15 protein-coding genes are annotated in these 21,662 nt (G+C 73.7%); 8 read left to right on the top strand and 7 right to left on the bottom strand.

Going from position 1 to position 21,662, the window contains the following annotated elements; translation table 11 throughout:
* Positions 1-198 precede the first annotated feature (198 nt).
* From ABZ693_RS13980 to ABZ693_RS13965, 4 genes are all read left to right on the top strand, one after another.
* Positions 199-1,056, top strand: a complete 858-nt coding sequence (locus ABZ693_RS13980) for a phosphotransferase enzyme family protein (RefSeq protein WP_359876177.1) — start codon at positions 199-201, stop codon at positions 1,054-1,056.
* Positions 1,057-1,101: 45 nt separating this feature from the next.
* A complete protein-coding gene (locus tag ABZ693_RS13975; protein WP_359876176.1) occupies positions 1,102-1,932 on the top strand; it encodes an alpha/beta fold hydrolase in 831 nt (276 codons plus the stop codon).
* 71 nt (positions 1,933-2,003) lie between these two features.
* Positions 2,004-2,516 (top strand): hypothetical protein, encoded by a 513-nt coding sequence (locus tag ABZ693_RS13970; RefSeq protein ID WP_359876174.1) that lies wholly within the window; start codon positions 2,004-2,006, stop codon positions 2,514-2,516.
* Between the two features lie 298 nt (positions 2,517-2,814).
* Entirely contained in the window at positions 2,815-3,549 is a 735-nt protein-coding gene (locus ABZ693_RS13965) for a DUF4232 domain-containing protein (RefSeq protein WP_359876172.1), read from the top strand.
* A gap of 210 nt (positions 3,550-3,759) precedes the next feature.
* Here the strand turns inward: ABZ693_RS13965 and ABZ693_RS13960 are convergent, their stop codons facing one another.
* Together ABZ693_RS13960 and ABZ693_RS13955 are read right to left on the bottom strand one after the other, a co-directional pair.
* Positions 3,760-4,515, bottom strand: coding sequence for an exonuclease domain-containing protein (locus tag ABZ693_RS13960; protein ID WP_359876170.1), 756 nt, complete (start codon positions 4,513-4,515; stop codon positions 3,760-3,762).
* Positions 4,516-4,674: 159 nt separating this feature from the next.
* Entirely contained in the window at positions 4,675-5,937 is a 1,263-nt protein-coding gene (locus ABZ693_RS13955) for a DUF5919 domain-containing protein (protein ID WP_359876168.1), read from the bottom strand.
* Between the two features lie 518 nt (positions 5,938-6,455).
* On the opposite strand from ABZ693_RS13955, the gene glgX reads away from it, so the two are divergent.
* Both glgX and treY read left to right on the top strand, forming a co-directional pair.
* Complete coding sequence (gene glgX, locus ABZ693_RS13950) at positions 6,456-8,576, top strand: glycogen debranching protein GlgX (protein ID WP_359876167.1); 2,121 nt, start codon at positions 6,456-6,458, stop codon at positions 8,574-8,576.
* Between the two features lie 125 nt (positions 8,577-8,701).
* Positions 8,702-11,068: a malto-oligosyltrehalose synthase gene (gene treY, locus ABZ693_RS13945; protein ID WP_359876166.1), complete on the top strand. Its 2,367-nt coding sequence runs from the start codon at positions 8,702-8,704 to the stop codon at positions 11,066-11,068.
* A 138-nt stretch (positions 11,069-11,206) separates the two neighbouring features.
* Here the strand turns inward: treY and ABZ693_RS13940 are convergent, their stop codons facing one another.
* The 4 genes from ABZ693_RS13940 to ABZ693_RS13925 form a co-directional block, all read right to left on the bottom strand.
* Positions 11,207-13,384, bottom strand: a complete 2,178-nt coding sequence (locus tag ABZ693_RS13940; RefSeq protein ID WP_359876164.1) for a TerD family protein — start codon at positions 13,382-13,384, stop codon at positions 11,207-11,209.
* Positions 13,385-13,476: 92 nt separating this feature from the next.
* Entirely contained in the window at positions 13,477-14,577 is a 1,101-nt protein-coding gene (locus ABZ693_RS13935; RefSeq protein WP_359876162.1) for a cytochrome P450, read from the bottom strand.
* Between the two features lie 146 nt (positions 14,578-14,723).
* Positions 14,724-16,412, bottom strand: coding sequence for a ribosomal protection-like ABC-F family protein (gene abc-f / locus ABZ693_RS13930; protein ID WP_359876199.1), 1,689 nt, complete (start codon positions 16,410-16,412; stop codon positions 14,724-14,726).
* Between the two features lie 159 nt (positions 16,413-16,571).
* A complete protein-coding gene (locus tag ABZ693_RS13925; RefSeq protein ID WP_359876160.1) occupies positions 16,572-17,138 on the bottom strand; it encodes an FHA domain-containing protein in 567 nt (188 codons plus the stop codon).
* 125 nt (positions 17,139-17,263) lie between these two features.
* On the opposite strand from ABZ693_RS13925, the gene ABZ693_RS13920 reads away from it, so the two are divergent.
* A complete protein-coding gene (locus ABZ693_RS13920; protein WP_435842417.1) occupies positions 17,264-18,379 on the top strand; it encodes a GNAT family N-acetyltransferase in 1,116 nt (371 codons plus the stop codon).
* A 136-nt stretch (positions 18,380-18,515) separates the two neighbouring features.
* The gene (gene treZ / locus ABZ693_RS13915; protein ID WP_359876159.1) at positions 18,516-20,279 is read left to right on the top strand and encodes a malto-oligosyltrehalose trehalohydrolase; all 1,764 of its coding nucleotides are present in this window, start codon (positions 18,516-18,518) and stop codon (positions 20,277-20,279) included.
* Positions 20,280-20,306: 27 nt separating this feature from the next.
* Here treZ and ABZ693_RS13910 read toward each other — a convergent pair whose 3' ends face one another.
* Positions 20,307-21,476 (bottom strand): aminopeptidase P family protein, encoded by a 1,170-nt coding sequence (locus ABZ693_RS13910; RefSeq protein ID WP_359876157.1) that lies wholly within the window; start codon positions 21,474-21,476, stop codon positions 20,307-20,309.
* Positions 21,477-21,662 lie beyond the last annotated feature (186 nt).

Here is a 21,662-nt window from a genome sequence, read left to right as displayed (position 1 = left end):
CACGGAAAGCACAAGATTCAATCGACTTACGCGATATACGCGAGTTCTCCCGGCTTGGCAGACTTTGTGACCCCGTCCGGGACTCGGCCATCGTCCTGAGGGCCCCGCCCCCCGTCAAGGCGACCTGCGCGGCCACCTGCGCGGATGCGAGACTTTGGCGGAATCGCACCTGCTGCGGGGAAAGATGGGGAGAGAACGATGAACGAGGCGCGGGCCCGGGAGATCCTGGCCGCCGCGGGACTGCGGGCGGACGAGGCGACCCTGCTCACCCTGGGCGAGAACGCGGTCTTCGCCCTCGGCGACCTGGTGGTCAAGGTCGGCCGCGACGCCGAACTGCTGCCGCGCGCCACGCGCGAGCTGGCACTGTCCGGCTGGCTGGAATCGGCCGGCATTCCGGCCGTACGGGCGGCGGAAGCCGAGCCCCTGGTGGCCCAGGGACACCCGGTGACCCTCTGGCACCGGCTCCCCGACGCGGTCCGGCCGTCCGAGCCGCGCGACCTGGCGCCGCTGCTGCGCGCCGTGCACGCCCTGCCGGAGCCGGACGGGTTCACCCTGCCGCGCCGCGAGCTCCTGGGCGGCGTCGAGCGCTGGCTGCGGCTCGCCGGGGACGCCATCGACCCGGCGGACGCCGCGTTCCTGCGCGAGCGGCGCGACTCGTTCGCCCCGACGGCCGCCGCGCTCGCCCCGCACCTCACGCCCGGGCCGATCCACGGCGACGCGCTCCCCCGTAACGTCCACGTCGGCCCCGACGGCCCGGTCCTGGTGGACCTGGAGACCTTCTCGTCCGATCTGCGCGAGCACGACCTGGTGGTCCTCGCGCTGTCCCGGGACCGCTACGGCCTGGACCCGGCCGCCTACGACGCCTTCACCGACGCGTACGGCTGGGACGTCCGTACGTGGGAGGGCTGCGCCGTGCTGCGCGGCGCGCGGGAGACCGCCAGCTGCGCCTGGGTGGCCCAGCACGCGCCGTCGAACCCCAAGGCGCTCGCCGAGTTCGAGCGGCGGGTCGCGTCGCTGCGTGACGGCGATCCCGAGGTGCGCTGGTACCCGTTCTGACATCATGGCCCGGACGAACGGACCTGCCCGGAACGGGGTGTTGTGATGCGCGTGGAACTGTCGGACGTCACGCTGGACGTCGAGGTGAGCGGTGAGGGACCGGCGGTCCTGCTGGTCCACGGATTCCCGGACTCGCACCGGCTGTGGCGCCACCAGATCCCGGTCCTGAACGCGGCCGGCTTCCGTACGATCGCACCGACCCTGCGCGGCTTCGGCGCCTCGGGCCGGCCGGAGGGCGGCCCGGAGGCGTACTCTCCCGCCGCCTCGGTGGCCGACATGGTGGAACTGCTCGACCGGCTCGACGTCGACCGGGTCCACCTGGTCGGCCACGACTGGGGTTCGGTCGTCGCGCAGGGCTTCGCCCACGCGCTGCCGGACCGGGTGCCGAGCCTGAGCATCCTGTCCGTCGGCCACCCCCGGGCCGGCCGGGGCGCGGGCTGGGAGCAGCGGCAGCGGTCGTGGTACATCCTGCTCTTCCAGCTGCCGGAGCTGGCCGAGTCCTGGCTCGCGCGCGACGACTTCGCGAACATGCGGGAGATGCTCGCCGAGCACCTGGACGCGGAAGAGGTCCTGGAGCCGCTGCGGGCGCCGGGTGCGCTGACGGCCGCGCTGAACATCTACCGCGCGGGTCTGCCCGCCGAGGTGCAGTTCGCCCCGGACCTGCCGGTGCCACCGCTGCCCGCCGGCCTCCCGGTGATGGGCGTCTGGTCCGCCGGCGACCGCTTCCTCACCGAACACCAGATGTCCGCCACCGCCGACCATGTGTCCGGCTCGTGGCGCTACGAGCGGATCGAGGACGCGGGCCACTGGTTCCCGCTCGACCAGCCGGAACTGACGGGCGAGCTGCTGCTCTCCTTCCTGAAGGCGAACTCCTGAGCCCTCCGCGACCGACGGCCGACCGGTTGGCGGCCGGTCGGCCGGGGAACGTTCTCCCGCTCCGTACCCGAGTGCGGGTCGCCACGGCGCTGACCGTGCTCACGGTCGCCGCCTGCGGCGGTCCCGACGGCGGTTCCGGCGGCGGGAAGGACACCACCCTGGTCCCCTGCGCCGTACGGCACGAGACGGACCAGGTCACGGCGCGCTTCCCGTCGTTCGGCCCGCTGCGGTCGACCTCGTGGTGCGACAGGTGGCACGACTACGGTGAGCGCGGTGTCCCCGGACCGACCGACGTCCGGATGGTCGGGATCCTCGACCCCGTGGACGACCGGGCCGTACGCGACGACCTCGCCGACCCCACGCTGGCGTTCGAGCCGGCGACGCCCGCCGGTCTGCCGGCGGAGATCGAGAAGCTGCTACCGGAAGACGCCGAGTGGCGGGTGAGCGAGCCGGTGAGCCGGCGCCTCACCGAGGAGCGCTACTCCGGGACCTTCTTCTACGACGCGCGCAGCGGGCAGGTGCTCTTCGACTGCGTGAACCCGCGCCGCAAGGACGAGCCCCCACCCAAGGTGGTCACCAACTGACCGCCCCCGAAGCGGCGTCGGAACGGCGGCGTACCGCGGACACCCACCACCCCGCATGCGCCCGTCCGCCCGCCCATCAGGCCAAAGTCCGTTGCATGACCGGTCGGTGGGGGGCGACGGAGGGTCGCCGCGAGGGTTCGCCAAAGTCGAGCGGGCGGCACGGAGTTCGGCGACGATCTTGGACAGAGTTCGTGTGGGCTTGGTGATGCTCGCTTGTCGGCCGCGACGGGTCGCGCGGTGACGGATCATCCTCCTTCTCAGTTGGCTCTCAGTTTTTTGACGGGGAAGAAGGAAGTTCATGCGCACTCGTACCAGCACCCGCATAGCCGTTGCCGGGGCACTCGCCGCACTGTCGGCGCTCGCGCTCACCGGCTGCAACAGCGGCGACAAGGCTGACACCGCCGCCGGTGCACCGGCTCCCGCGTCGGCGTCGGCGTCTTCGTCGGGCTCGACCGCGGGCTCGCCCGAGGCGCCGTCCAAGGCGTCGTCCGGGAGCGGCTCGTCCGGTGGCAGCTCGTCCGGTGGCAGCTCGTCCGGTGGCAGTTCGTCGGGGGGCAGCTCATCCGGTGGTGACTCGTCCGGTGGCGGCGCCACCGCGGCCTGCACCACCCAGAACACCTCGGCGCAGTTCCGTCAGAGCGCGAACCACGCCAGTGCGTCGCAGGCGGCCACAGGTTCGCTGAGGATCACCAACTCCTCCGGCGCCGCCTGCACCCTCGTCGGTCCCACGGTCGTGACCGTCACCGACGACGCGAAGCGCGGCGGGTCGGCCTCCGCCGACAACTCCGAGGAAGGCTCGGACGCGGTCGACATCCCGGCGGGCGGCACGGCGACGGCCGACGTGATGTACACCGACGTGAACACCGAGGGCACCGCGCGCCTCTCCTGCCGGACGGAATCGTCCTCGGTCAAGGTCGCGCTGCCGAAGGACGCGGGCACCACGGTGAACGTGATGAAGGCGGACGGCTCGCCGGGCGGTGTCTTCAGCCTCTGCGCCGACTCCTTCAAGCTCGGCGCCTTCTCGGTCCGCTAGTACGGCGACCGTCCGTACAGCAGCCGTCTTCGGCCTGGTGGGTGGGCGGGCTCGGGTGGTGTGGCCGCGTCGGCGGCCGTAGCTGGTCCGGTCTTGGTGCTGTCGTCCGCGGCGCCGGCGCGCCCGTACGGAACGTGGTCGATCGTGCCACCGCGCCGGACGCCGCGGGCCCCACCCTCCAGGCGGACGGCGCTCCTCCCCGGGCACGGACTAGAACGGCGCCCCGCCCGCCGCCCGCTCCGCCGCCACCGGTGCGAGCGCGGGCGTGCGGATCGGCCAGACCGGGTCGATCACCGCGTCCGCGTCGCCCTTGCGGCGCAGGAAGGCCTGGAAGTCCTCGGCCCAGGTCCGGTACCAGCCGATCTGCCGCTCGTGCAGCGCGGCCGGGTCGAGCGCGGCGACGGCCGGGTGCCGCTCGGCTATCGCGATGGCGACCCGGACGGCGGCGAGCGCGTCGGCCGCCGCCTGATGGGCGGCGGTCAGCTCCACCCCGTACTCCGCGCAGACCAGCTCCAGGGTCCGCTTGCCCCGCCGGTAGCGGTCCACCGCCCGGTCGATGGTGTACGGGTCGACGACCGGCCCGATCGCGGTGCCGCCGAGCCGTTCCTCCAGGGAGGGCAGGCCGTGCCGCCGCAGCTCGGCGGCGAGCAGGGTCAGGTCGAACGAGGCGTTGTACGCGACGACCGGGACGCCCTCCCGCCAGTACCCGGTCAGGGTCTCGGCCAGCTCGTCCGCCACCTCGCGGACCGGGCGGCCCTCGGCGGCGGCGCGCTCGTTGCTGATGCCGTGGATCGCGGAGGCCTGCTCCGGGATCCGGATGCCCGGATCGGCGAGCCAGTCCCGCTGCCGGACCACCCGCCCGCCGTGGACGCCGACGACCGAGGCCGTGACGATCCGGCTCTCCAGCGGATCGGTGCCGGTGGTCTCCAGGTCGAAGCCGACCAGTGCTTCCGCATGCCAAGCCATCGGGTCCTCCTTACGTGAACTCCCCCGTGGTGATGTTCACCCTCGCACGCGCCACTGACAGTCCGACTTGAGCGGTCCGTCGAGGGGCCGCCCGAGGGACCGGACTCATGGCCGCACGAGGATGCGGACGGGCCATCGGACGGATGATCGGACCGGCGGTCAGGAGACCGGCCGGGAGTCGAGCCACACCGACTCGAATTCCTCCCGATATGTCGCGAAAAGTCCGTTGTCGCCATCCGGGTCGACGCCGCCGCCAGGACCGCCGGAACGCACCACGTTCCGCCCGCCGCCGCGCAGCACCAGGACCGGCGCCTCCATGCCGCGCGCCTTGCGCAGATACGTCTGGACGACGGCGAGCCCGTCGGGACCGTCCCCGTCGACGAGGTACGCGGTGAAGCGCGGGGTCTCGTCGAAGACGTGGATCTCGAAGGCGCCCGGGTCGCGCAGCTTGGAGCGCACCCGGCGCATGTGCAGGATGTTCATCTCGACCGACCGGCTCAGCTCGCCCTTCTTCAGGCCCAGCTCGCGCTCGCGCCGCTTGACGGCGCTGCTGGCCGGGTTGAGGAACAGCAGCCTTATCCGGCAGCCCGACTCGGCCAGCCGGACCATCCGGCGCCCGGAGAAGTTCTGCACGAGCAGGTTCAGGCCTATGCCGGTGGCGTCGAGCCGGCGCGCTCCGCCGAACAGGTCCTCGGCCGGCAGCTGCCGCTGCAGCCGCACCCGGTCGGGATGGACGGACACCACATCCGCGTACCGGTCGCCCACGAGGTCCTCGACCGCGTCCACCGGCAGCCGGTCCGCCGAGGGCACTCCGGCGCCGCTGCCCAGGATCTCCAGGAGCCGGGCGGAGGCCCGCTCGGACTGGGCGAGCACGGTCAGCGACAGGGCCCGGTTACGGGAGACGACGTTGCGCGTGACCTCCAGCTCGTCGAGGGCCAGCTCGACCTCGCGCCGGTCGTCGAAGTACGGCTCGAAGCACGGCCAGTGCTGGACCATCAGCTCACGCAGCTGCGGGAGCGTGAGGAAGCTCAGGACGTTGTCGTCGGCCGGGTCGAGGAGATAGCCCTTGCGGCGGGAGACCTCGCGGACCGCCACGGCCCGCTGGACCCACTCCTGCCCGGCGGGGCCGGCCGCGGCCACCACCCAGTCGTCGCCGTGCACCGGCTCGTAGACGGGGCGCAGCACCGCCGCGACGACGGCCCGCAGCCGCTGTTCGACGAGATTGAGCCAGATGTACGCACGGCCGGCCCGCTGGGCCCGGGTGCGCACCTCGCTCCACGCCTCGGCGCCCCACTCCAGTTCGGCCCCGATCTCCACCGGCCGGGCGACGGAGACCGCGCCGGGCGGCACCACCACCGGCTCGGCCGGCTCGCCCTCGCGACCCGCCTCGCCTGGGGGCAGCTCCAGCCCTCCCGAGCTCACCCGCGCACCGCCTTCTGCTCCCGGACATCCGGCCCGGCCACCGGCCGGACTACCGCCACTACCACCTGACAACGATCAAGGAAGGGTACTCCGGGAGCGGGAGCCGACGCAGCAGGATCGTCCGGGTCTCGCCCAACTGCCCGGATCCGGGCTGCGGTTCCCGGCGGCGAGATCGGCCGGAGTGAGCGGATTCATAGGGGTACGACCCCGGCGGCCGGCCGCGCGCCCGCCGCGTCCCGCCCCGCCCGGCGCCGGCCCGCGGCGGGGCGACGGCGAGGAACCTCGGGTTGACCGTCACGACCGCCATGGCCGGAACTTTCCCCCTTGGTTCACTTGTTCCCCCCCGCGCGCCCGTCTCGCGGGCGATCACCCGACCGGAGGGGTCGACATCCTAGGAGCTTGTCCGCTTTTCAGGCAGGATCGGCCCGCATAACGGTTTCTTGCCCCTTCCACCCCTTTCCCTCACCCCCTCTCTTGCCCTTGTCCGCCCCCGGATCGGAACTGGGAGACATTCACCTATGCAGGTCTGGCCGGGACAGGCGTACCCCCTGGGCGCCACCTACGACGGCGCCGGCACGAACTTCGCGGTGTTCTCGGAGGCCGCCGACCGCGTCGAGCTGTGCCTCCTCGACGACGACGGCACCGAGACGGCGGTGGAGCTGCGCGAGACCGACGCCTTCGTGCGGCACGCGTATCTGCCCGGCGTGATGCCGGGGCAGCGGTACGGCTTCCGGGCGCACGGCCCGTACGCGCCGGAGCACGGGCAGCGCTGCAACCCCGCCAAGCTGCTCCTCGACCCGTACGCGCGGGCGATCGCGGGCGCGGTGTCGTGGGGGGAGGCGGTGTACGGCTACCCGTTCGGGCGGCCGGACGCGCGCAGCGGCCTCGACTCGGCGCCGCGCACGATGACCTCGGTGGTGGTCAACCCGTACTTCGACTGGGGCGACGACCGCCGGCCGCGCACCGAGTACCACCACACGGTGATCTACGAGGCCCATGTGAAGGGCCTGACCATGCGCCACCCGGATCTGCCGGAGGAGCTGCGCGGCACGTACGCGGGGCTCGCGCACCCGGCGGTGATCGGGCACTTGAAGGAACTGGGCGTCACGGCCCTGGAGTTGATGCCCGTCCATCAGTTCGTGAACGACCACCGGCTGGTGGACGCGGGCCTCGCGAACTACTGGGGCTACAACACGATCGGCTTCTTCGCCCCGCACAACGCCTACGCCTCCTGGGGCGACCGGGGCCAGCAGGTGCTCGAGTTCAAGGCCGCCGTCCGGGCGCTGCACCAGGCGGGCATCGAGGTGATCCTCGACGTGGTCTACAACCACACCGCCGAGGGCAACCACCTGGGTCCGACACTGTCGTTCCGGGGCCTGGACAACCCCTCGTACTACCGCCTCGCCGACGATCAGCGCTACTACACGGACACCACCGGCACCGGGAACTCGCTGCTCATGCGGTCCCCGCACGTCCTCCAGATGATCATGGACAGTCTGCGGTACTGGGTGACCGAGATGCACGTGGACGGCTTCCGCTTCGACCTGGCGGCCACGCTGGCCCGCCAGTTCCACGAGGTGGACCGGCTGTCGTCGTTCTTCGACCTGGTGCAGCAGGATCCGGTGGTCAGCCAGGTGAAGCTGATCGCGGAGCCGTGGGACCTGGGCGAGGGCGGCTACCAGGTGGGCAACTTCCCTCCGCAGTGGGCCGAGTGGAACGGCAAGTACCGAGACTGCGTACGCGATCTGTGGCGCGGCGAGCCGCGGACGCTCGCCGAGTTCGCCTCCCGTCTGACCGGCTCCTCGGACCTCTACCAGGACGACGGGCGGCGGCCGCTCGCCTCGGTCAACTTCGTGACCTGCCACGACGGTTTCACGCTGCGCGACCTTGTCTCGTACAACGAGAAGCACAACGAGGGCAACGGCGAGGGCAATCAGGACGGCGAGAGCCACAACCGCTCCTGGAACTGCGGGGTGGAGGGCGAGACGGACGACATCGGCATCCGGGAGCTGCGGGCCCGCCAGACCCGCAACTTCCTCGCCACGCTGATGCTGTCGCAGGGCGTGCCGATGCTCAGCCACGGCGACGAGTTCGGCCGCAGCCAGGGCGGCAACAACAACGCGTACTGCCAGGACAGCGAGGTCTCGTGGGTGCGCTGGCCGAAGCCGGGGGTCGAACCGGAGGCCACGCTCCTGGAGTTCACCCGGGCCATGGTGCGGCTGCGCCGCGAGCATCCGGTGTTCCGGCGCCGGCGCTTCTTCCACGGCCGGCCGGTGGAGGGCACGCACGACGAACTGACCGACATCGCCTGGTTCACCCCGGAGGGCGAGGAGATGACCGCCCGGGACTGGCAGGCGGCGCACGCCAAGGCGCTGACGGTGTTCCTCAACGGCGACGCGATCTCCGAGCCCGGGCAGCAGGGCGAACGGATCTCCGACGACTCCTTCCTGCTGATGTTCAACGCCGAGTCCGAGCACCTGGAGTTCGAGGTGCCGGACACGCACGGCGAGCGCTGGCGGGTCGTCGTGGACACCTCCCACCCGGAGGGCATGCCGCCGGAGCGCGGACCGGAGGTCACGGCGGGCGAGCGGGTGACCCTCGCGCCGCTGACCCTGACGGTGCTGCGCCGCCCGGCCTGAGGACCGTTCCGAGACCGGCCCGGTGCGGGTCCGGAGGACGGCGGCGCGACCGTTCGGCGGCACTCGTACGGGTGAGCCCGGGGCCCGATGTCACAGAAGACGGCGCGCGGGGTACGTACGTTCGCATGACGTCCTCCGTGCAGCGGGCGCTGCCCACCGCCACCTACCGGCTCCAGCTCGGGCCGGACTTCCCGTTCGCCGCCGCCGCGCGCGCCGCGCCGCGCCTGGCCGGGCTCGGGATCTCGCATCTGCACCTGTCCCCGGTGTGGGAGGCCGTGCCCGGTTCGGCGCACGGCTACGACGTGACCGATCCCCGGCGGGTACGGGCCGAGCTGGGCGGCGAGGACGGGCTGCGGGCGCTCGCGGCGACGGCGCGGGAGCACGGGCTCGGCCTGGTCCTGGACCTGGTGCCCAACCACATGGCGGCCTCGCCGCGGCACAACCGCGTCCTGTGGGAGGTGCTGCGGGAGGGGCCCGAGTCGCCGTACGCCCGCTGGTTCGACATCGATTGGGCGGCGGGGGACGGCCGGGTGCTGCTGCCGGTCCTTCCGGCCCGGCTTCCGGACGTACGGGACCGGCTGCGGGTGGCGGACGGGGTGCTCGCGCTCGACGGGCCACAGGGGCCGGAGTTCCCGCTGCGGGCCGGCACCGAGGGGCTGCCGCCGGACGAGCTCCTCGACGCCCAGTGGTACCGGCTCGGCTGGTGGCGACTGGCCCGCACCGAGCTGAACTACCGGCGGTTCTTCACCGTCTCCGACCTCATCGGGGTGCGGATGGAGGATCCGGACGTGTTCGCGGCGACGCACACGAAGGTGCGGGAACTGGTCGCGGACGGGGTGGTGGAGGGGCTGCGGATCGACCATCCGGACGGGCTCGCCGACCCGGAGGGCTATCTGTCCCGTCTGGAGGAGGCGACCGGCGGGCGGTGCTGGATCGTGGTGGAGAAGATCCTCACCGGGGCGGAGCAGCTGCCCGGCGCGTGGCCGGTGGCGGGGACGACGGGGTACGACGCGCTGCGGCAGGTGGACGGCCTGTTCACGGATGCGCTCGGCGCGGACGAACTCGCGGATATCTACCGGGAGTTCACCGGCAAGGCCGGGGACCGGGGCGGCTACTGGGAGGCCACGGTCCGGCGCGCCGCGTACAAGGTGGTGACCCACGAACTGGCCGCTGAGATCGTGGCGTTGACCCGTTCGGCCGGGCGGATCTGCGCGGCCGATCCCGCGCTGCGCGATCACGCGCCGTGGGCGCTGCACACGGCGATCCGCGAACTCCTCGTACGGGTCCCGGTCTACCGCCCCTACCGCGTCGGCGGCGAGCGGGTGCTCACGGCGGAGGCGGCGCGGGGCGCGAAGGCGGCGTTCGCGGTGCCGGAGGAGGCGACTGCGGTGGACGTCGTACGCGGCCTGGCCCTCGGTACGTACGGAGACGGCACCGAACACCGGGCGTTCCGGGCCCGGTTCGCGCAGACCGCGTCGGCGCTCCGGGCCAAGTCGGTGGAGGACACCGCCTTCTACCGCTACACCCCGCTGCTGTCCGCCAACGAGGTGGGCGGCGATCCGGGCCGTCCGGCGGTCTCCCCCGACGAGTTCCACGCCTTCTGCGCCCGTCTGGCCCGGGATTGGCCGGCCACCGGGACGGTGCTCAGCACCCATGACACCAAGCGCAGCGCGGACGTACGGGCGGGAATCGCGGTCCTGTCCCAGTGCCCGGAGCGCTGGGCGGAGCTGCTCGCGGAGGTGACGGGCGGGACGGACGGGGCGGACAGTGCGGCCTCGCCCGATCCGCATCTGGCGTGGACGGCCTGGCAGACCGCGTTCGGCTTCGGCTCCCCGGATCCGGAGCGGCTGGTCCCGGCCCTGCTGAAGTCCGTGCGGGAGGCGGGGCTGCACACCAACTGGACGGAGCCGGACGCCGGTTACGAGCGGGCGGTGGCCGACTTCGTGGCGGCGGGCCCGGGCCGGATCCCGCTGCGCGGCCCCGACGGAGGCGCGGCCGGCCTCGAACCCCACATCCGGGCCCACGTCCTGGGCGCCACGCTGGTCCAGCTGACGATGCCGGGGGTGCCGGAGCTGTACCAGAACACCGAGCGCGAGTACCGGGCGCTGGTCGACCCGGACAACCGGGCGCCGTTCGCGAGCGGCCCGGACGACGACAAGACGGTCGTGGTGCGGGCCGCGCTCCGGCTGCGCCGCGAACACCCGGAGCTCTTCGGCCCGGCGGGCACGTACACCCCGCTGACCGCGACCGGCCCGGCCGCCCGGCACTGTCTGGCCTTCGCCCGCACCGGCCGGGTGCTGACCGCCGTCACCCGGCTGTCGCTGCTGCTCGCGGAGACGGGTGGCTGGCAGGACACCACGCTGGTGCTGCCGGAGGGCCGCTGGGCCGATCTCCTCGACGACGTACGGGAGTTCACGGGTGGCCCCGACACTCCGGTGAAGCTCACTGAGCTGTTCGAGGCCCGGCCCGTGACGCTGCTCGTACGGAAGTGACACGTACGAAGGTGACTCGCCGCTCAAGCGCATCGCGGCGAAGTGAAAAAGGGGCGAGGAAAGCGAGAGGACTAATCATGTGGAGTGATTCGTAGAAGGAAGCCCTCTCATGGCCTCGCCCCGGAAAGAACGTAACACTCAGGCGGGAATCATGTCGCGCAGATTTTCCGGGGTGATCACCCGGGAGCCCGGTGCCAGCGCGACGGGCGGCTCCAGGCCGAGGTAGACGACCGGCTCGTCCGGTACGGTCCGCCCGTCCCACACCGTGGTCCGCGTGCCCTTCTCGGCCATCAGGCCCAGGAGATGACGGACCGTCAGCGGAGTGCGCTCGACCAGGGCGCGGACGAGGAGCGCGAGGGTCACCCTGTTCTCCTCGATCCGGTTACCCGACGGCTGCCCCTTCAGGTACAGGTGCAGCCAACGGGCCTGCCAGCGGCCCTCGTCGTCACGCCGGAAGGCCAGCGGCAGCGCGACCCGGCCGGGCCCGCGCAGGTCGGACTTCAGGCGCACGGTCCGCGGTTCGAAGGGCCGCCCGCCCTGCTCGGCGTCGCGCAGCATGAAGCCGAAGAACGACTCGGCGACCTCGTCGAAGCCCTCCCCCGCGTAGATGTTCACCTGCGGCACGACGAACCGTCCGGTCACCGCGCCGAGCCGCAGATCGATGAACTCCGAGGCTCCGTCGGGCGCGTCGGTGATGTCGCCGGAGTGCGCGCCTTCCATGGATCGGAGGTTGGTGTACGACAGCCAGGTCTCGGTCTCGTAGTCGTCGCGCAGGACCACCGCGGACAGGTCGTAGTCGGTGCCGCGTTCGGTCTGCTTCCAGTACGTGAAGAAACGCAGCAGGTCGCCCTCGACCGCCGAGAGGGAGCCGCGCGGCAGCACGCCGAGGCCGGCGGTCGTCGCCCGGCCGCTCAGCGGCAGCGCCACGTCCAGCATGTCCGGGTCGACCAGCAGGTGCGCGGGCGCGTCGAGGCGGCGCCCGATCTCGGCGTCGAGGACGGCGAGGACGCGGTCGCGTACGGCGGCGGGGAGCGGCGCGCGGGTGTCACCGACGGCCCAGGCCCCGCCGGACCGGTTCACGAACACCCGCTGGGGCGCGCTCTGTTCGGTGCGGTTCTGGACGTGCTCGCGGACGGAGAGCAGCACCCGGCCGGACCCGCCGGACGCGGCCCGTTCGAGGGCGGCGAGGACGGCCTCGCGGTCCTCGTCCGTCGCGGCGGTGCGCAGCAGCCGGTCCAGGGAGCGCAGCAGCAGACCGGGCGCCTCACGGGCGAGCAGGTCGGCGGCCTGGGTGACGTCGCCCCGGCCGAGCAGTTCCTCGACCCCGGCGGTGAGCGAGGGCACCCGGCGCTCGCCCCGCGCGATCGCGAACACCGCGGCGGCGTGCGGCCACTGGGGGTACTCGTGCGGGTGCAGCCGCTCGCCGAGCCGCTTCCACACCTCGCGGTACAGGCCCACGTCGGCGTACTTGCCGGGCGCCGTGGCGAGGACCGCGTCGAGCCCGGCGAGCAGGGCGCGCCGGTGCGGCCGGGACAGCGCGCGGAAGCGGGTGCGCTCGCGCAGGGTGACGTCACCGTCGGAGAGCGCGCAGGCCAGCCGCAGCACGTCGGTGACGGTGTCGAGCAGCGGCCCGCGACCGGCCAGCAGACGCGCCTTGTTGACGACGGCGCGGCTCTCCCGGATCGGGATCGCGTCCGGCTGCGGGCCGTCGGCGCGGTGCGCGGCGAGGACGGCCAGGTCGGCCAGGTGCTCGGGACCGAGCGGGGTGGTGCTGCCGGCGAGCGCCCGGTAGAGCGCGCCGGTCTCGTCCTCCAGGGTGCCGCCGAGGTGCAGCACGGTCACCCGGTCCCGGGCGGAGGCGATCAGCCCGTCGTGGGCGGCGAGCATCTCCTCGTACGTGTGCTGGTAGCGCCCGTAGAGGGGCAGGCTCAGCAGGTCGACGAAGCCCCGGCGCAGCTGGTCGAGGACGTCGGCGCGGGTCTCGGCGTCGGCGGTCAGCGCCTGGGCGACGCACTCGTTCCAGAAGTCCCGGGTGTCGGGCACGCCGGCCGGGAAGTCCTTGAAGTAGACGTTGTGGTCGACGTGGTCGCCGACGAGCTCGCGGACCGTGGCGAGGGTACGGGTGGCGATCGCCTCGACCGCGGGCCGCTCGTACCCGGCCAGCGCGGCCAGGAGTCCGCCGGACAGTTTGAATCCCACGGACATCAGGGCCACGTCGAACTGCCGGGCCGCGTCCGCGCCTTGGCCGGCGCTCCCCTCGGGCGCGGGGACGCGAAGGGTGTGCCGGACGACCAGACGTTCGATTGCGTGCTCCATGGACGCATGCTCGCAAACCCCCACGCCTCACCGCACACGGATTTCGCCGCGGTGGTACGGGCCCCGCCACCCGGCCGGTCACCTGCCCCGGATCACCCGCCCGGGCGGACGACGAGGCTCCGGGGCGCGCGGGTGACGACGCCGGTGCGCCGTGGCCGGAAGCCGTCGGCGAGCCGGAGCCGGGGCATCGCCGCGAACAGCGCGCGCAGCGCGTACTCGGCCTCCAGGGCGGCGAGGGTGACGGCGGGGCACGGCCCGCCGCCGTACGTCAGCTGCGCGGGGTCGTCGCGTCCGGGGTCGAACCGGTCCGGTTCCCGGAACCGCTCCGGGTCGCGGCCGGCCGCGCCGAGCAGCAGGGCGACGGGCACCCCGGACGGCAGCACCCCGCCGCTGACCGGGATCTCGCCGCGCGTGCGGCGCAGCACGATCTGCACCGGCGGCTCGCGCCGCAGCGACTCGGCCCAGGCCCGCGCGACGAGCTCCGACGGCGCGTCGCGGAGCGCCGCGGCCTGCTCGGGATCGCTCAGGACGTCCGCGAGGAACCCGGCCAGGGCCTTCTCCCGCACGGCGATCTGCCCCGTGCACTGACCGGCGAGCGCGGAGGCGGCCCGGCCGCGGACCAGGCGCATCATGTCGCGGTACGGCACGCCGACGGCGGCGGCGACCGTCCCGGCGGGCAGCCAGCGGCAGAAGTCGGCGACCAGGTCGACCAGCGGCCGGCCGACGAGACGGTGGGCGAGCACGAACGCGGTGCGTTCCGCGACGGCCCGCAGCTCGGCCTCGTCGATGTCCGTGTGGGTCTGCGCGCAGGGCGGATCGCCGGGCCGGTGCCCGTGGGTGAACCGGGGGTCGGTCAGCGCGCCCGCCACGTCCGCGTACCGGCTGAGCACCCAGGCCCGCAGCAGCGGGTCGTGGGTGAGCGGGAACTCCTCGCGCAGCACGCGGTACGCACGGTACGGATCACGCGCCGCCCCCGGCGCCAGCGGGCTCGGCGCCACCCGCCGGGCGCTGGGGCGCACCGCGCCGGGGCCCGGACTCGGGCGGGCCGACGCCGGCGCCATGGCGGGCAACGCGGCCCAGAGATCCCGCCAGGGCGCCCGGTCGGGCCGGCGCCAGGGAACGTCGCCGGGTACGCCGTCGGGCGCGCCCTCGGGCCTGCCGTCCGGCAGTCGGCCCGCCTGCTGCTCGCTCATCTCGCCCCCTCGCTCATCTCGCCCTCTCGCTCACCGGTCGGCGCTGCGCATCACCCCACAGCACCACCGGCCCCGCCCGCCCGCAGCAGGTACAGGGCCGAACGGGTGAGACGCGCGGGGGCACGGGGGCACGGGGGCACGGGGGATCAGCGTCTACGGCCGGACCGCAGCTCCAGCTCCTCCCCGCCGAAGCGCGCGCGAAAGCCGCGGTCGTGCGACACCGCGACCACCGCCCCTGGAAACGCCGCGAGCGCGGTCTGCAGGTCCTCGACCAGATCGAGCGCGATGTGGTTGGTCGGCTCGTCGAGGACGAGCAGGTCCGCGGGCCGGGTCACCAGGCGCGCGAGCTGCAGCCGCCGCTGCTGGCCCGCGGACAGCCGGGCGACCGGGACGTGCAGGTCCTCCTCGCGGAACAGGCCCAGGGCCAGAAGCCCGTCGGCGTACTCGTCCGCGGGGCCCGGCCGCCCGGCCGCGAACGCGGCGAGCAGGGGGAGCCGGGTGGAGCGCGCGGGCAGCTCCTGCGCGAGATAGCCGATGCGGGCGGGGCGGCGCACCGTCCCCGTGTCCGGCTCCAGGTCCCCCGCGAGGACGCGCAGCAGCGTCGTCTTGCCCGCGCCGTTCTCCCCCGTGACCAGCAGCCGCTGTCCCGGCGCGATCGTGAGCGGCCCGTCCAGACGCAGCCGGTCGCCGACCCGTACGTCGTCGAGCACGGCGAGGAGGTCACCCGGAAGGTCCGGGTGACCGTCGTCCGCCACCACCGGCACCGCCGCGAATCGGAGCGGCTCCGGAGGCTTCGCCACCGGATGACGGCGCAGCTGAGCCAGCCGCTCCCGGACCGCGCGCACCTGCCCGCCGAGCTTCGCCTCGCTGGACCGCCGGTGTTTGCCGAAGCCCTGCCGGGGGTCACGGCCGGTGCCGGCGAGCCGCCGGCCCGCGGCGTCGAGCAGCTCCTCCACGCGGGCCACCTCCTCGGCCCAGTCCGCGTACCGCTGCTCCGCGCCGCGCCGGGCGGCGGCCTTCGCCGCGCGGTATCCGGCCCAGCCGTCGCCGTACCGGCGCACGGTCCGCTCGTCCCGGTCGACCTCGAGGATCGTGGTGGCGACGCGCTCCAGGAAGCCGCGGTCGTGGGTGACCGCGACGACCGTGCCCCGGTGCGCGCGCAGGTGGTCCTCCAGCCAGCGCACGGCCGTCGCGTCGAGGTGGTTCGTCGGTTCGTCCAGGAGCAGCAGTTCGGGGGCGGCGGCCAGGACGCAGGCGAGCGCGAGCCGCGACTGTTCGCCGCCGGACAGCGAGCCGATCCGCCGGTCGCGGGTGATCCGGGCGAGCCCGAGCCCGTGCATCGCGGCGTCGACCCGGGCGTCCGCCTCGTATCCGCCCCGCTCCTCGTAGGCGATCAACAGGTCGCCGTACGCGGCCAGTTCGCGCTCCGAGGCGTCCGTGAGGGACTCCTCCGCCGCGCGGAGCTCTCGTTCCATGGTCCGCAGTTCGGTCAGGGCGGCGTCGACGGCGTCCCGCACGGTGCGGTCCGCGGCGAGGTCGAGGGTCTGGGCGAGATGTCCCGTACCGCCGGGGAAGCGGACGACGATCTCCCCGGAGTCCGGCGTCGCGGCCCCGGCGAGCAGCCGCAGCAGGGTGGACTTGCCGGAGCCGTTCTCGCCGACGACGGCGGCCTTCTCACCGGGCCGGACGGTGAAGGAGACCTGGTCGAGAACGGTCCGGGTGCCGAAGGACCGGGTGACGTCCCTGACGGACAGCTGCGCCACGCCGGCGGGAGCGGCGACGGGCGAAAGGGCGGACGAAGGAAGGGACGAAGCAAGAGGGGCGCGGTCGCGCATGAGGCTTTCCCTGGGCATACGAAGGGTCTACGGGCGGCAGAAACGGCGGCAGCGGCCGTGCCCGGACTCAGACGAAGAAAAGGAAAGCCATGCCCCCACCGTAACAAGACGAGCCGCCCGCACCCCAACGGTTTACGGAAGGGCGGTCCCGGCCCCGGCTCAGTCGCCCGAGAGCTGGTACCCCACCTGTCCGAACCCCACCTGGTCCCCGGCCCGGACCACCACCGCGCCCGTGACCCGGCGCCCGTTGACCATGGTGCCGTTGGTGGAGCCGAGGTCGCGCAGTACCCAGACCCCGCCCTGGCAGGACAGTTCGGCGTGCAGCCGGGAGACGGTCTCGTGGGTGAGCCGCAGTCCGTTCACCGGGTCGCGGCCGATGCGCAGCGGGTACGGTCCGGGCGGCGGGAGCAGGAGCTTGGGCAGGCGCTCGGCGTGCCAGGTGAGGCGGAGCTTCGCCGTGAACGCCGACATGCGGCCGACCGCGCCCACCACCCGCTTGCTCCAGCCCGACTCGGTGGCGAGGTCGGAGGTGAGCATGACGAGTTCGTCGGACCGCCGGGCGGCCAGCACCCGCTCCATGCGGAAGAGGAAGGTGTCGTGGGAGATGCGTCCCTGTGCGACGCCCTCGCGCAGCACCGCGAGCGCCCGCTCCCGCTCGGCGTCGCCGAGCCGGGGGGCGCGGTCCGGCGGGGGCGCCGGGAGCGGGTACGGATGGGGGGTCGTCACTCCGTGATTGTCCGTCGGAATCCCCCGGGGTGTCCAGAAGGGTCGGCAGCGCCTTCGTAACTCCCGTGCCACCAGGACGGATCGCTGTTACGGTCGGCCGCTCCGACCCCTTGGAGGACCTCCGTATGACCTCATCCATGACCGCGCTCGACTCGTTCGACTCTTCCGGCTCCTCCGGCTCTTCCGACGCATCCGGCTCGCCCGAGTCGCCTGAGTCGAACGAGTCACCCACGTCACCCGAGTCGTCAGCGCTGTCAGCGTCGTCCGCCCCGCTCGTCATCCGGCCGCTCGCCGGGACCGAGGAGCTGGAGCTGTTCGACCGTCTCGACTACGTCCTGGACCACGAACTCGCCGACGACCTCGCCGCCGGCCGCCGCCGCCCCGAGTGGCTGTGGGTGGCGCTGCGCGGCGAGCGGCTGGTCGGACGGATCGGCTGGTGGACCGGCCGGGCCGGGGAAGCGCCGCAGTTCCTGGACTTCTTCGATCTGGACCCCGCCCTGCCGGCCGACGAGGCCGCCGCGATCGGGCTCCGGCTGCTGGAGACGGCGAGCGCGGCGGTCGTCGGCGACGGCCCGCGCCCCGAGTACGGCCGCTTCATGCCGCCCGACTGGCGGGAGGTGCCGGAGACCCGCGCGTACCTGGAGACCCTCTTCGGCGTCCTCACCGCCGCCGGCGCCCGCCGGCTGGTGGAGCGCCTGCGCCTGGAGTGGCGCCCCGGGACGACGTCCCCGATCGCCCCGCCCTCCGGCCGGCTGGCCTTCCGCCCCGTACGGGACCGTGAGGACCTGCTCGCGCTCATGACCCCGGTCATGGAGGGCACCCTGGACGCCCACGGGCAGGCCGATCTGGCGTCCGGACTGTCCCCGCGCGAGGCCGCCGAGCAGCACTACGACGAGGAGCTGGCGCAGCACTCCTCGCCGAAGTCGTGGTGGCGGATCGCGGAGCTCGCCGGCACCGGCGAACCCGTCGGCTTCGTCGTGCCCGCACGCAACAACTACCACGCGATCATCGCGTACCTCGGTGTGCTGCCCGCCCACCGCGGCCAGGGCTACGCCGACGAGATCCTCGCCGAGGGCACCCGTGTCCTCGCCGCCGAGGACGTGCCGCGGATCCGCGCGCGGACGGACGTCGGCAACGTGCCGATGGCGCGTTCCTTCGCCCGGGCCGGTTACGCCACGTTCGAGCGGGCCATCGATTACGTGTGGGACGCGCGGGACGTGCCGGGCGGACAGGGCGCCTGACTGCCAGGATGGTTCCGTAGCCACCCACCGCCATGGCCCGGGACCGGGCGTGTGGTCATCCGGGGCCGCCGGCCGTCGCCTGCGGGCGGTCCGGCCCCGGTGCCGCGCGCCCCCGACGAGACGAGGGGACCGTCAGGTGCTGTTCGAGGTATGGGCGCCAAAGGCCCGTGACCGGGTGACGCTGGAGCTGGCGGGTGCCGCGCATCCGATGGCGCGGGACCCCGAGCGGGCCGGCTGGTGGACCTCCACCGCCCCGGCCGCCGACGGCGACCGCTACGGCTTCGCCCTGGACGGCGGCCCCGTGCTGCCCGACCCGCGCGCCCGACGCCTCCCGGACGGGCCCGGGGGGCTCGCCGCCGTCGTCGACCACGACACGTACGTCTGGGAGCACGGCGTCCCGGCGAGGCTGCGGCTGCGCGGTGGCGTCCTGTACGAGCTGCACGTCGGCACCTTCACCCCCGAGGGCACCCTCGACGCGGCGGCGGCGCGGCTCGGGGAGCTCGCGGGCCTCGGGGTCACCCATGTGGAGCTGATGCCGCTGTGCCCGTTCCCGGGGACGCGCGGCTGGGGGTACGACGGGGTCGCGCCGTGGGCGGTGCACGAGCCGTACGGCGGGCCGCCGGCGCTGAAGCGGTTCGTGGACGCGGCGCACGGGCTGGGGCTCGGCGTGGTCCTGGACGTGGTGCACAACCACCTGGGCCCGTCCGGCAACCATCTGCCGTCCTTCGGGCCGTACTTCACCGGCGCGCACGGCGGGGCCGCCACCCCCTGGGGTCCGGCGGTGAACCTGGACGGGCCCGGTTCGGACGAGGTCCGGGCGTACTTCAAGAGCAGCGCGCTGGCCTGGCTGCGCGACTACCGGATCGACGGGCTGCGCCTGGACGCGGTCCACGCGCTCGTCGACACCCGGGCGCTCACCTTCCTGGAGGAGCTGTCGGCGGCCGTCGACGCGCTCTCCGTCGAGCAGGGCCGCCGGCACTTCCTGATCGCCGAGTCCGACCGGTGCGATCCGCGCACCACCGCGCCGCGGGCGTCGGGCGGCCTGGGCCTGCACGCCCAGTGGAACGACGACTTCCACCACGCCCTGCACACCGCGCTGACCGGCGAGTCGCAGGGCTACTACGCCGATTTCGCGCGGGCCCCGATGGCCGCGCTGGCCAAGACCCTCACCCGGGTCTTCTTCCACGACGGCACGTACTCGACCTTCCGGGGCCGGCACCACGGCCGGCCGGTGGACCGGGCGCGGACCTCCGCGCACCGGTTCCTCGGGTACGCCCAGACCCACGACCAGGTCGGCAACCGCGCCGCCGGCGACCGTCTCTCCGCCACCCTCTCCCCCGGTCTGCTGGCCTGCGCGGCGACGCTCGTGCTGACCGGTCCCGCGGTGCCGATGCTGTTCATGGGCGAGGAGTGGGGGGCGGGCACACCCTGGATGTACTTCACCGACCACACCGATCCGGAGCTCGCGGAGGCGGTACGGCAGGGCCGGCGGCGGGAGTTCGCGGCGTACGGCTGGACGGAGGAGGACGTTCCTGATCCGCAGGACCCGGCCACCCGGGACCGCTCGGTGCTCGACCGCGACGAACGCGGGCGCGACCCGCACAAGCGGCTCCTTGCCTGGCACCGCGAGCTGATCGCCCTGCGCCGTACGCTGCCGGACCTCACCGACCCGGATCTCTCGGCGGTACGGGTGGCGTACGACGAGGAGGCGCGCTGGCTGGTGTTCCGGCGCGGGGACGTCCGGGTGGCGGTGAACCTCGGCCCGAAGCCGGCGGAGATCGCGCTCGGCTCGAACGGCCGCGACCGGGTGCTCGCCGCGTGGGAGCGGACGGAGGCACCCGGCCGGGACGGGCTGCTGCGGCTGCCCGCGGAGTCGGCGGCGGTCTTCACCGACGGCTGACGGACGGTCCGTTCGTGTGCGCGGCCGCTACTCGACGAGGGCCATCTCGCGCGGGGTGTTGTTGAAGCGGCGGCCGGTGCCGTCCTCCGTCAGCGTCACGATGTCCTCGATGCGCACGCCGAAGCGGCCGGGCAGATAGATCCCCGGCTCGATGGAGAAGCACATGCCGGGGACGACGGGCCGCTCCTCGCCCTCGATCATGTACGGGGGTTCGTGCGTGGTGACGCCGATGCCGTGGCCGGTGCGGTGGATGAAGTACTCGCCGTAGCCCGCGTCCGTGATCACCTTGCGCGCGGCGCGGTCCACGTCCTGGCAGGCGGCCCCGGTCCGGACCGCCTCGAAGCCGGCCTGCTGCGCCTCCCGGACGAGGTCGTGGACGCGCCGCTCCTCGGCGGTGGGCTCGCCGACGTGGACGGTACGGGTGGTGTCGGAGCCGTAGCCGTGCTTGAGGCCGCCGAAGTCGAGGACCACCATGTCGCCGTGCTCGATCGTCCGGTCGCCTGCCTCGTGGTGCGGGTTGGCGCCGTTCGGGCCGGAGCCGACGACGGTGAAGTCGACCTGCGAGTGCCCGAAGCCCAGCAGCAGCGCGGCCAGGTCGGCGGCGACGTCGTTCTCCGTACGGCCGGCGAAACGGACCTTCAGGATCTCGCCGTACGTCTCGTCGGCGGCGGCCCCGGCGGCGGCGATCCGGGCCAGCTCGTGCGGGTCCTTGACGGCGCGGAGCATCGGCAGGGCCTCGGTGAGCGAGGCGTACGAGGTGCCGGGCAGGGCCTGCTGGAGGCCGAGCAGATGCAGGGCCCAGGTGTTGTCGCTGACGCCGAAGCGCCCGGCGGCGTCGAGCAGGGGCGCGGTGACGGCGTACGGGTCCTTGGCGTCGGTCCAGTCCCGCACGGTGAACGCGGCGGCGCCGGCGGCCTTCGCCGCGTCCGGGGCCTCCAGCGCGGGGACGACGAGGACGGGATCGCCGCCGGGGACGAGAACGAGGACGGTGAGCCGTTCGGTGATCGCGGTGGGCCGGTAGCCGGTGAGGTACGTGAGGTCGGGGCCGGGCGCGACGAGCACGCCGGCGAGTCCCGCCTCGGCGGCGGACTCGGCGGCGCGGGCCATCCGGGCCCGGTAGTCGGCGGCGGTGAAGGGGGCGGGGGCGCTCTCGGCGGCCTCGGGCGTGGTGCTCCGGGGCGCGGGGCTCTCGGTCATGGGTGATCTCCTCCTCGACGTACAGCATCCTGCCCCGCCGGTCCGGGGCCCCGCGACCGCGTACGCCCCTTCGTCCTGGTCCCGACGCCCAGGACGGTGTCCACGGGGGTGTGCCACGCCGGCCGGCCCTGGTCGTTCTCGGCGTCAGAGGCTGGGCCGCTGTTCCTCCTTCGCCCGTCTCGGAGG

Source organism: Streptomyces laurentii, assembly GCF_040635425.1.
Classification (GTDB): domain Bacteria; phylum Actinomycetota; class Actinomycetes; order Streptomycetales; family Streptomycetaceae; genus Streptomyces; species Streptomyces laurentii.
Note: the sequence above shows the minus strand (reverse complement) of the source record. Positions and strands in the feature narration are given on the sequence as shown.

Excerpts from the sequence above, each read along its gene's own strand:
- ABZ693_RS13960 (WP_359876170.1), bottom strand. The coding sequence starts at position 4,515 with ATGGCTTGGCATGCGGAAGCACTGGTCGGCTTCGACCTGGAGACCACC.
- ABZ693_RS13910 (WP_359876157.1), bottom strand. The coding sequence starts at position 21,476 with ATGACCGAGAGCCCCGCGCCCCGGAGCACCACGCCCGAGGCCGCCGAG.
- ABZ693_RS13940 (WP_359876164.1), bottom strand. The coding sequence starts at position 13,384 with ATGGAGCACGCAATCGAACGTCTGGTCGTCCGGCACACCCTTCGCGTC.
- treY (WP_359876166.1), top strand. The coding sequence starts at position 8,702 with ATGACGTCCTCCGTGCAGCGGGCGCTGCCCACCGCCACCTACCGGCTC.
- glgX (WP_359876167.1), top strand. The coding sequence starts at position 6,456 with ATGCAGGTCTGGCCGGGACAGGCGTACCCCCTGGGCGCCACCTACGAC.
- ABZ693_RS13975 (WP_359876176.1), top strand. The coding sequence starts at position 1,102 with ATGCGCGTGGAACTGTCGGACGTCACGCTGGACGTCGAGGTGAGCGGT.
- ABZ693_RS13980 (WP_359876177.1), top strand. The coding sequence starts at position 199 with ATGAACGAGGCGCGGGCCCGGGAGATCCTGGCCGCCGCGGGACTGCGG.
- ABZ693_RS13935 (WP_359876162.1), bottom strand. The coding sequence starts at position 14,577 with ATGAGCGAGCAGCAGGCGGGCCGACTGCCGGACGGCAGGCCCGAGGGC.
- abc-f (WP_359876199.1), bottom strand. The coding sequence starts at position 16,412 with ATGCGCGACCGCGCCCCTCTTGCTTCGTCCCTTCCTTCGTCCGCCCTT.
- ABZ693_RS13920 (WP_435842417.1), top strand. The coding sequence starts at position 17,264 with ATGACCTCATCCATGACCGCGCTCGACTCGTTCGACTCTTCCGGCTCC.
- ABZ693_RS13965 (WP_359876172.1), top strand. The coding sequence starts at position 2,815 with ATGCGCACTCGTACCAGCACCCGCATAGCCGTTGCCGGGGCACTCGCC.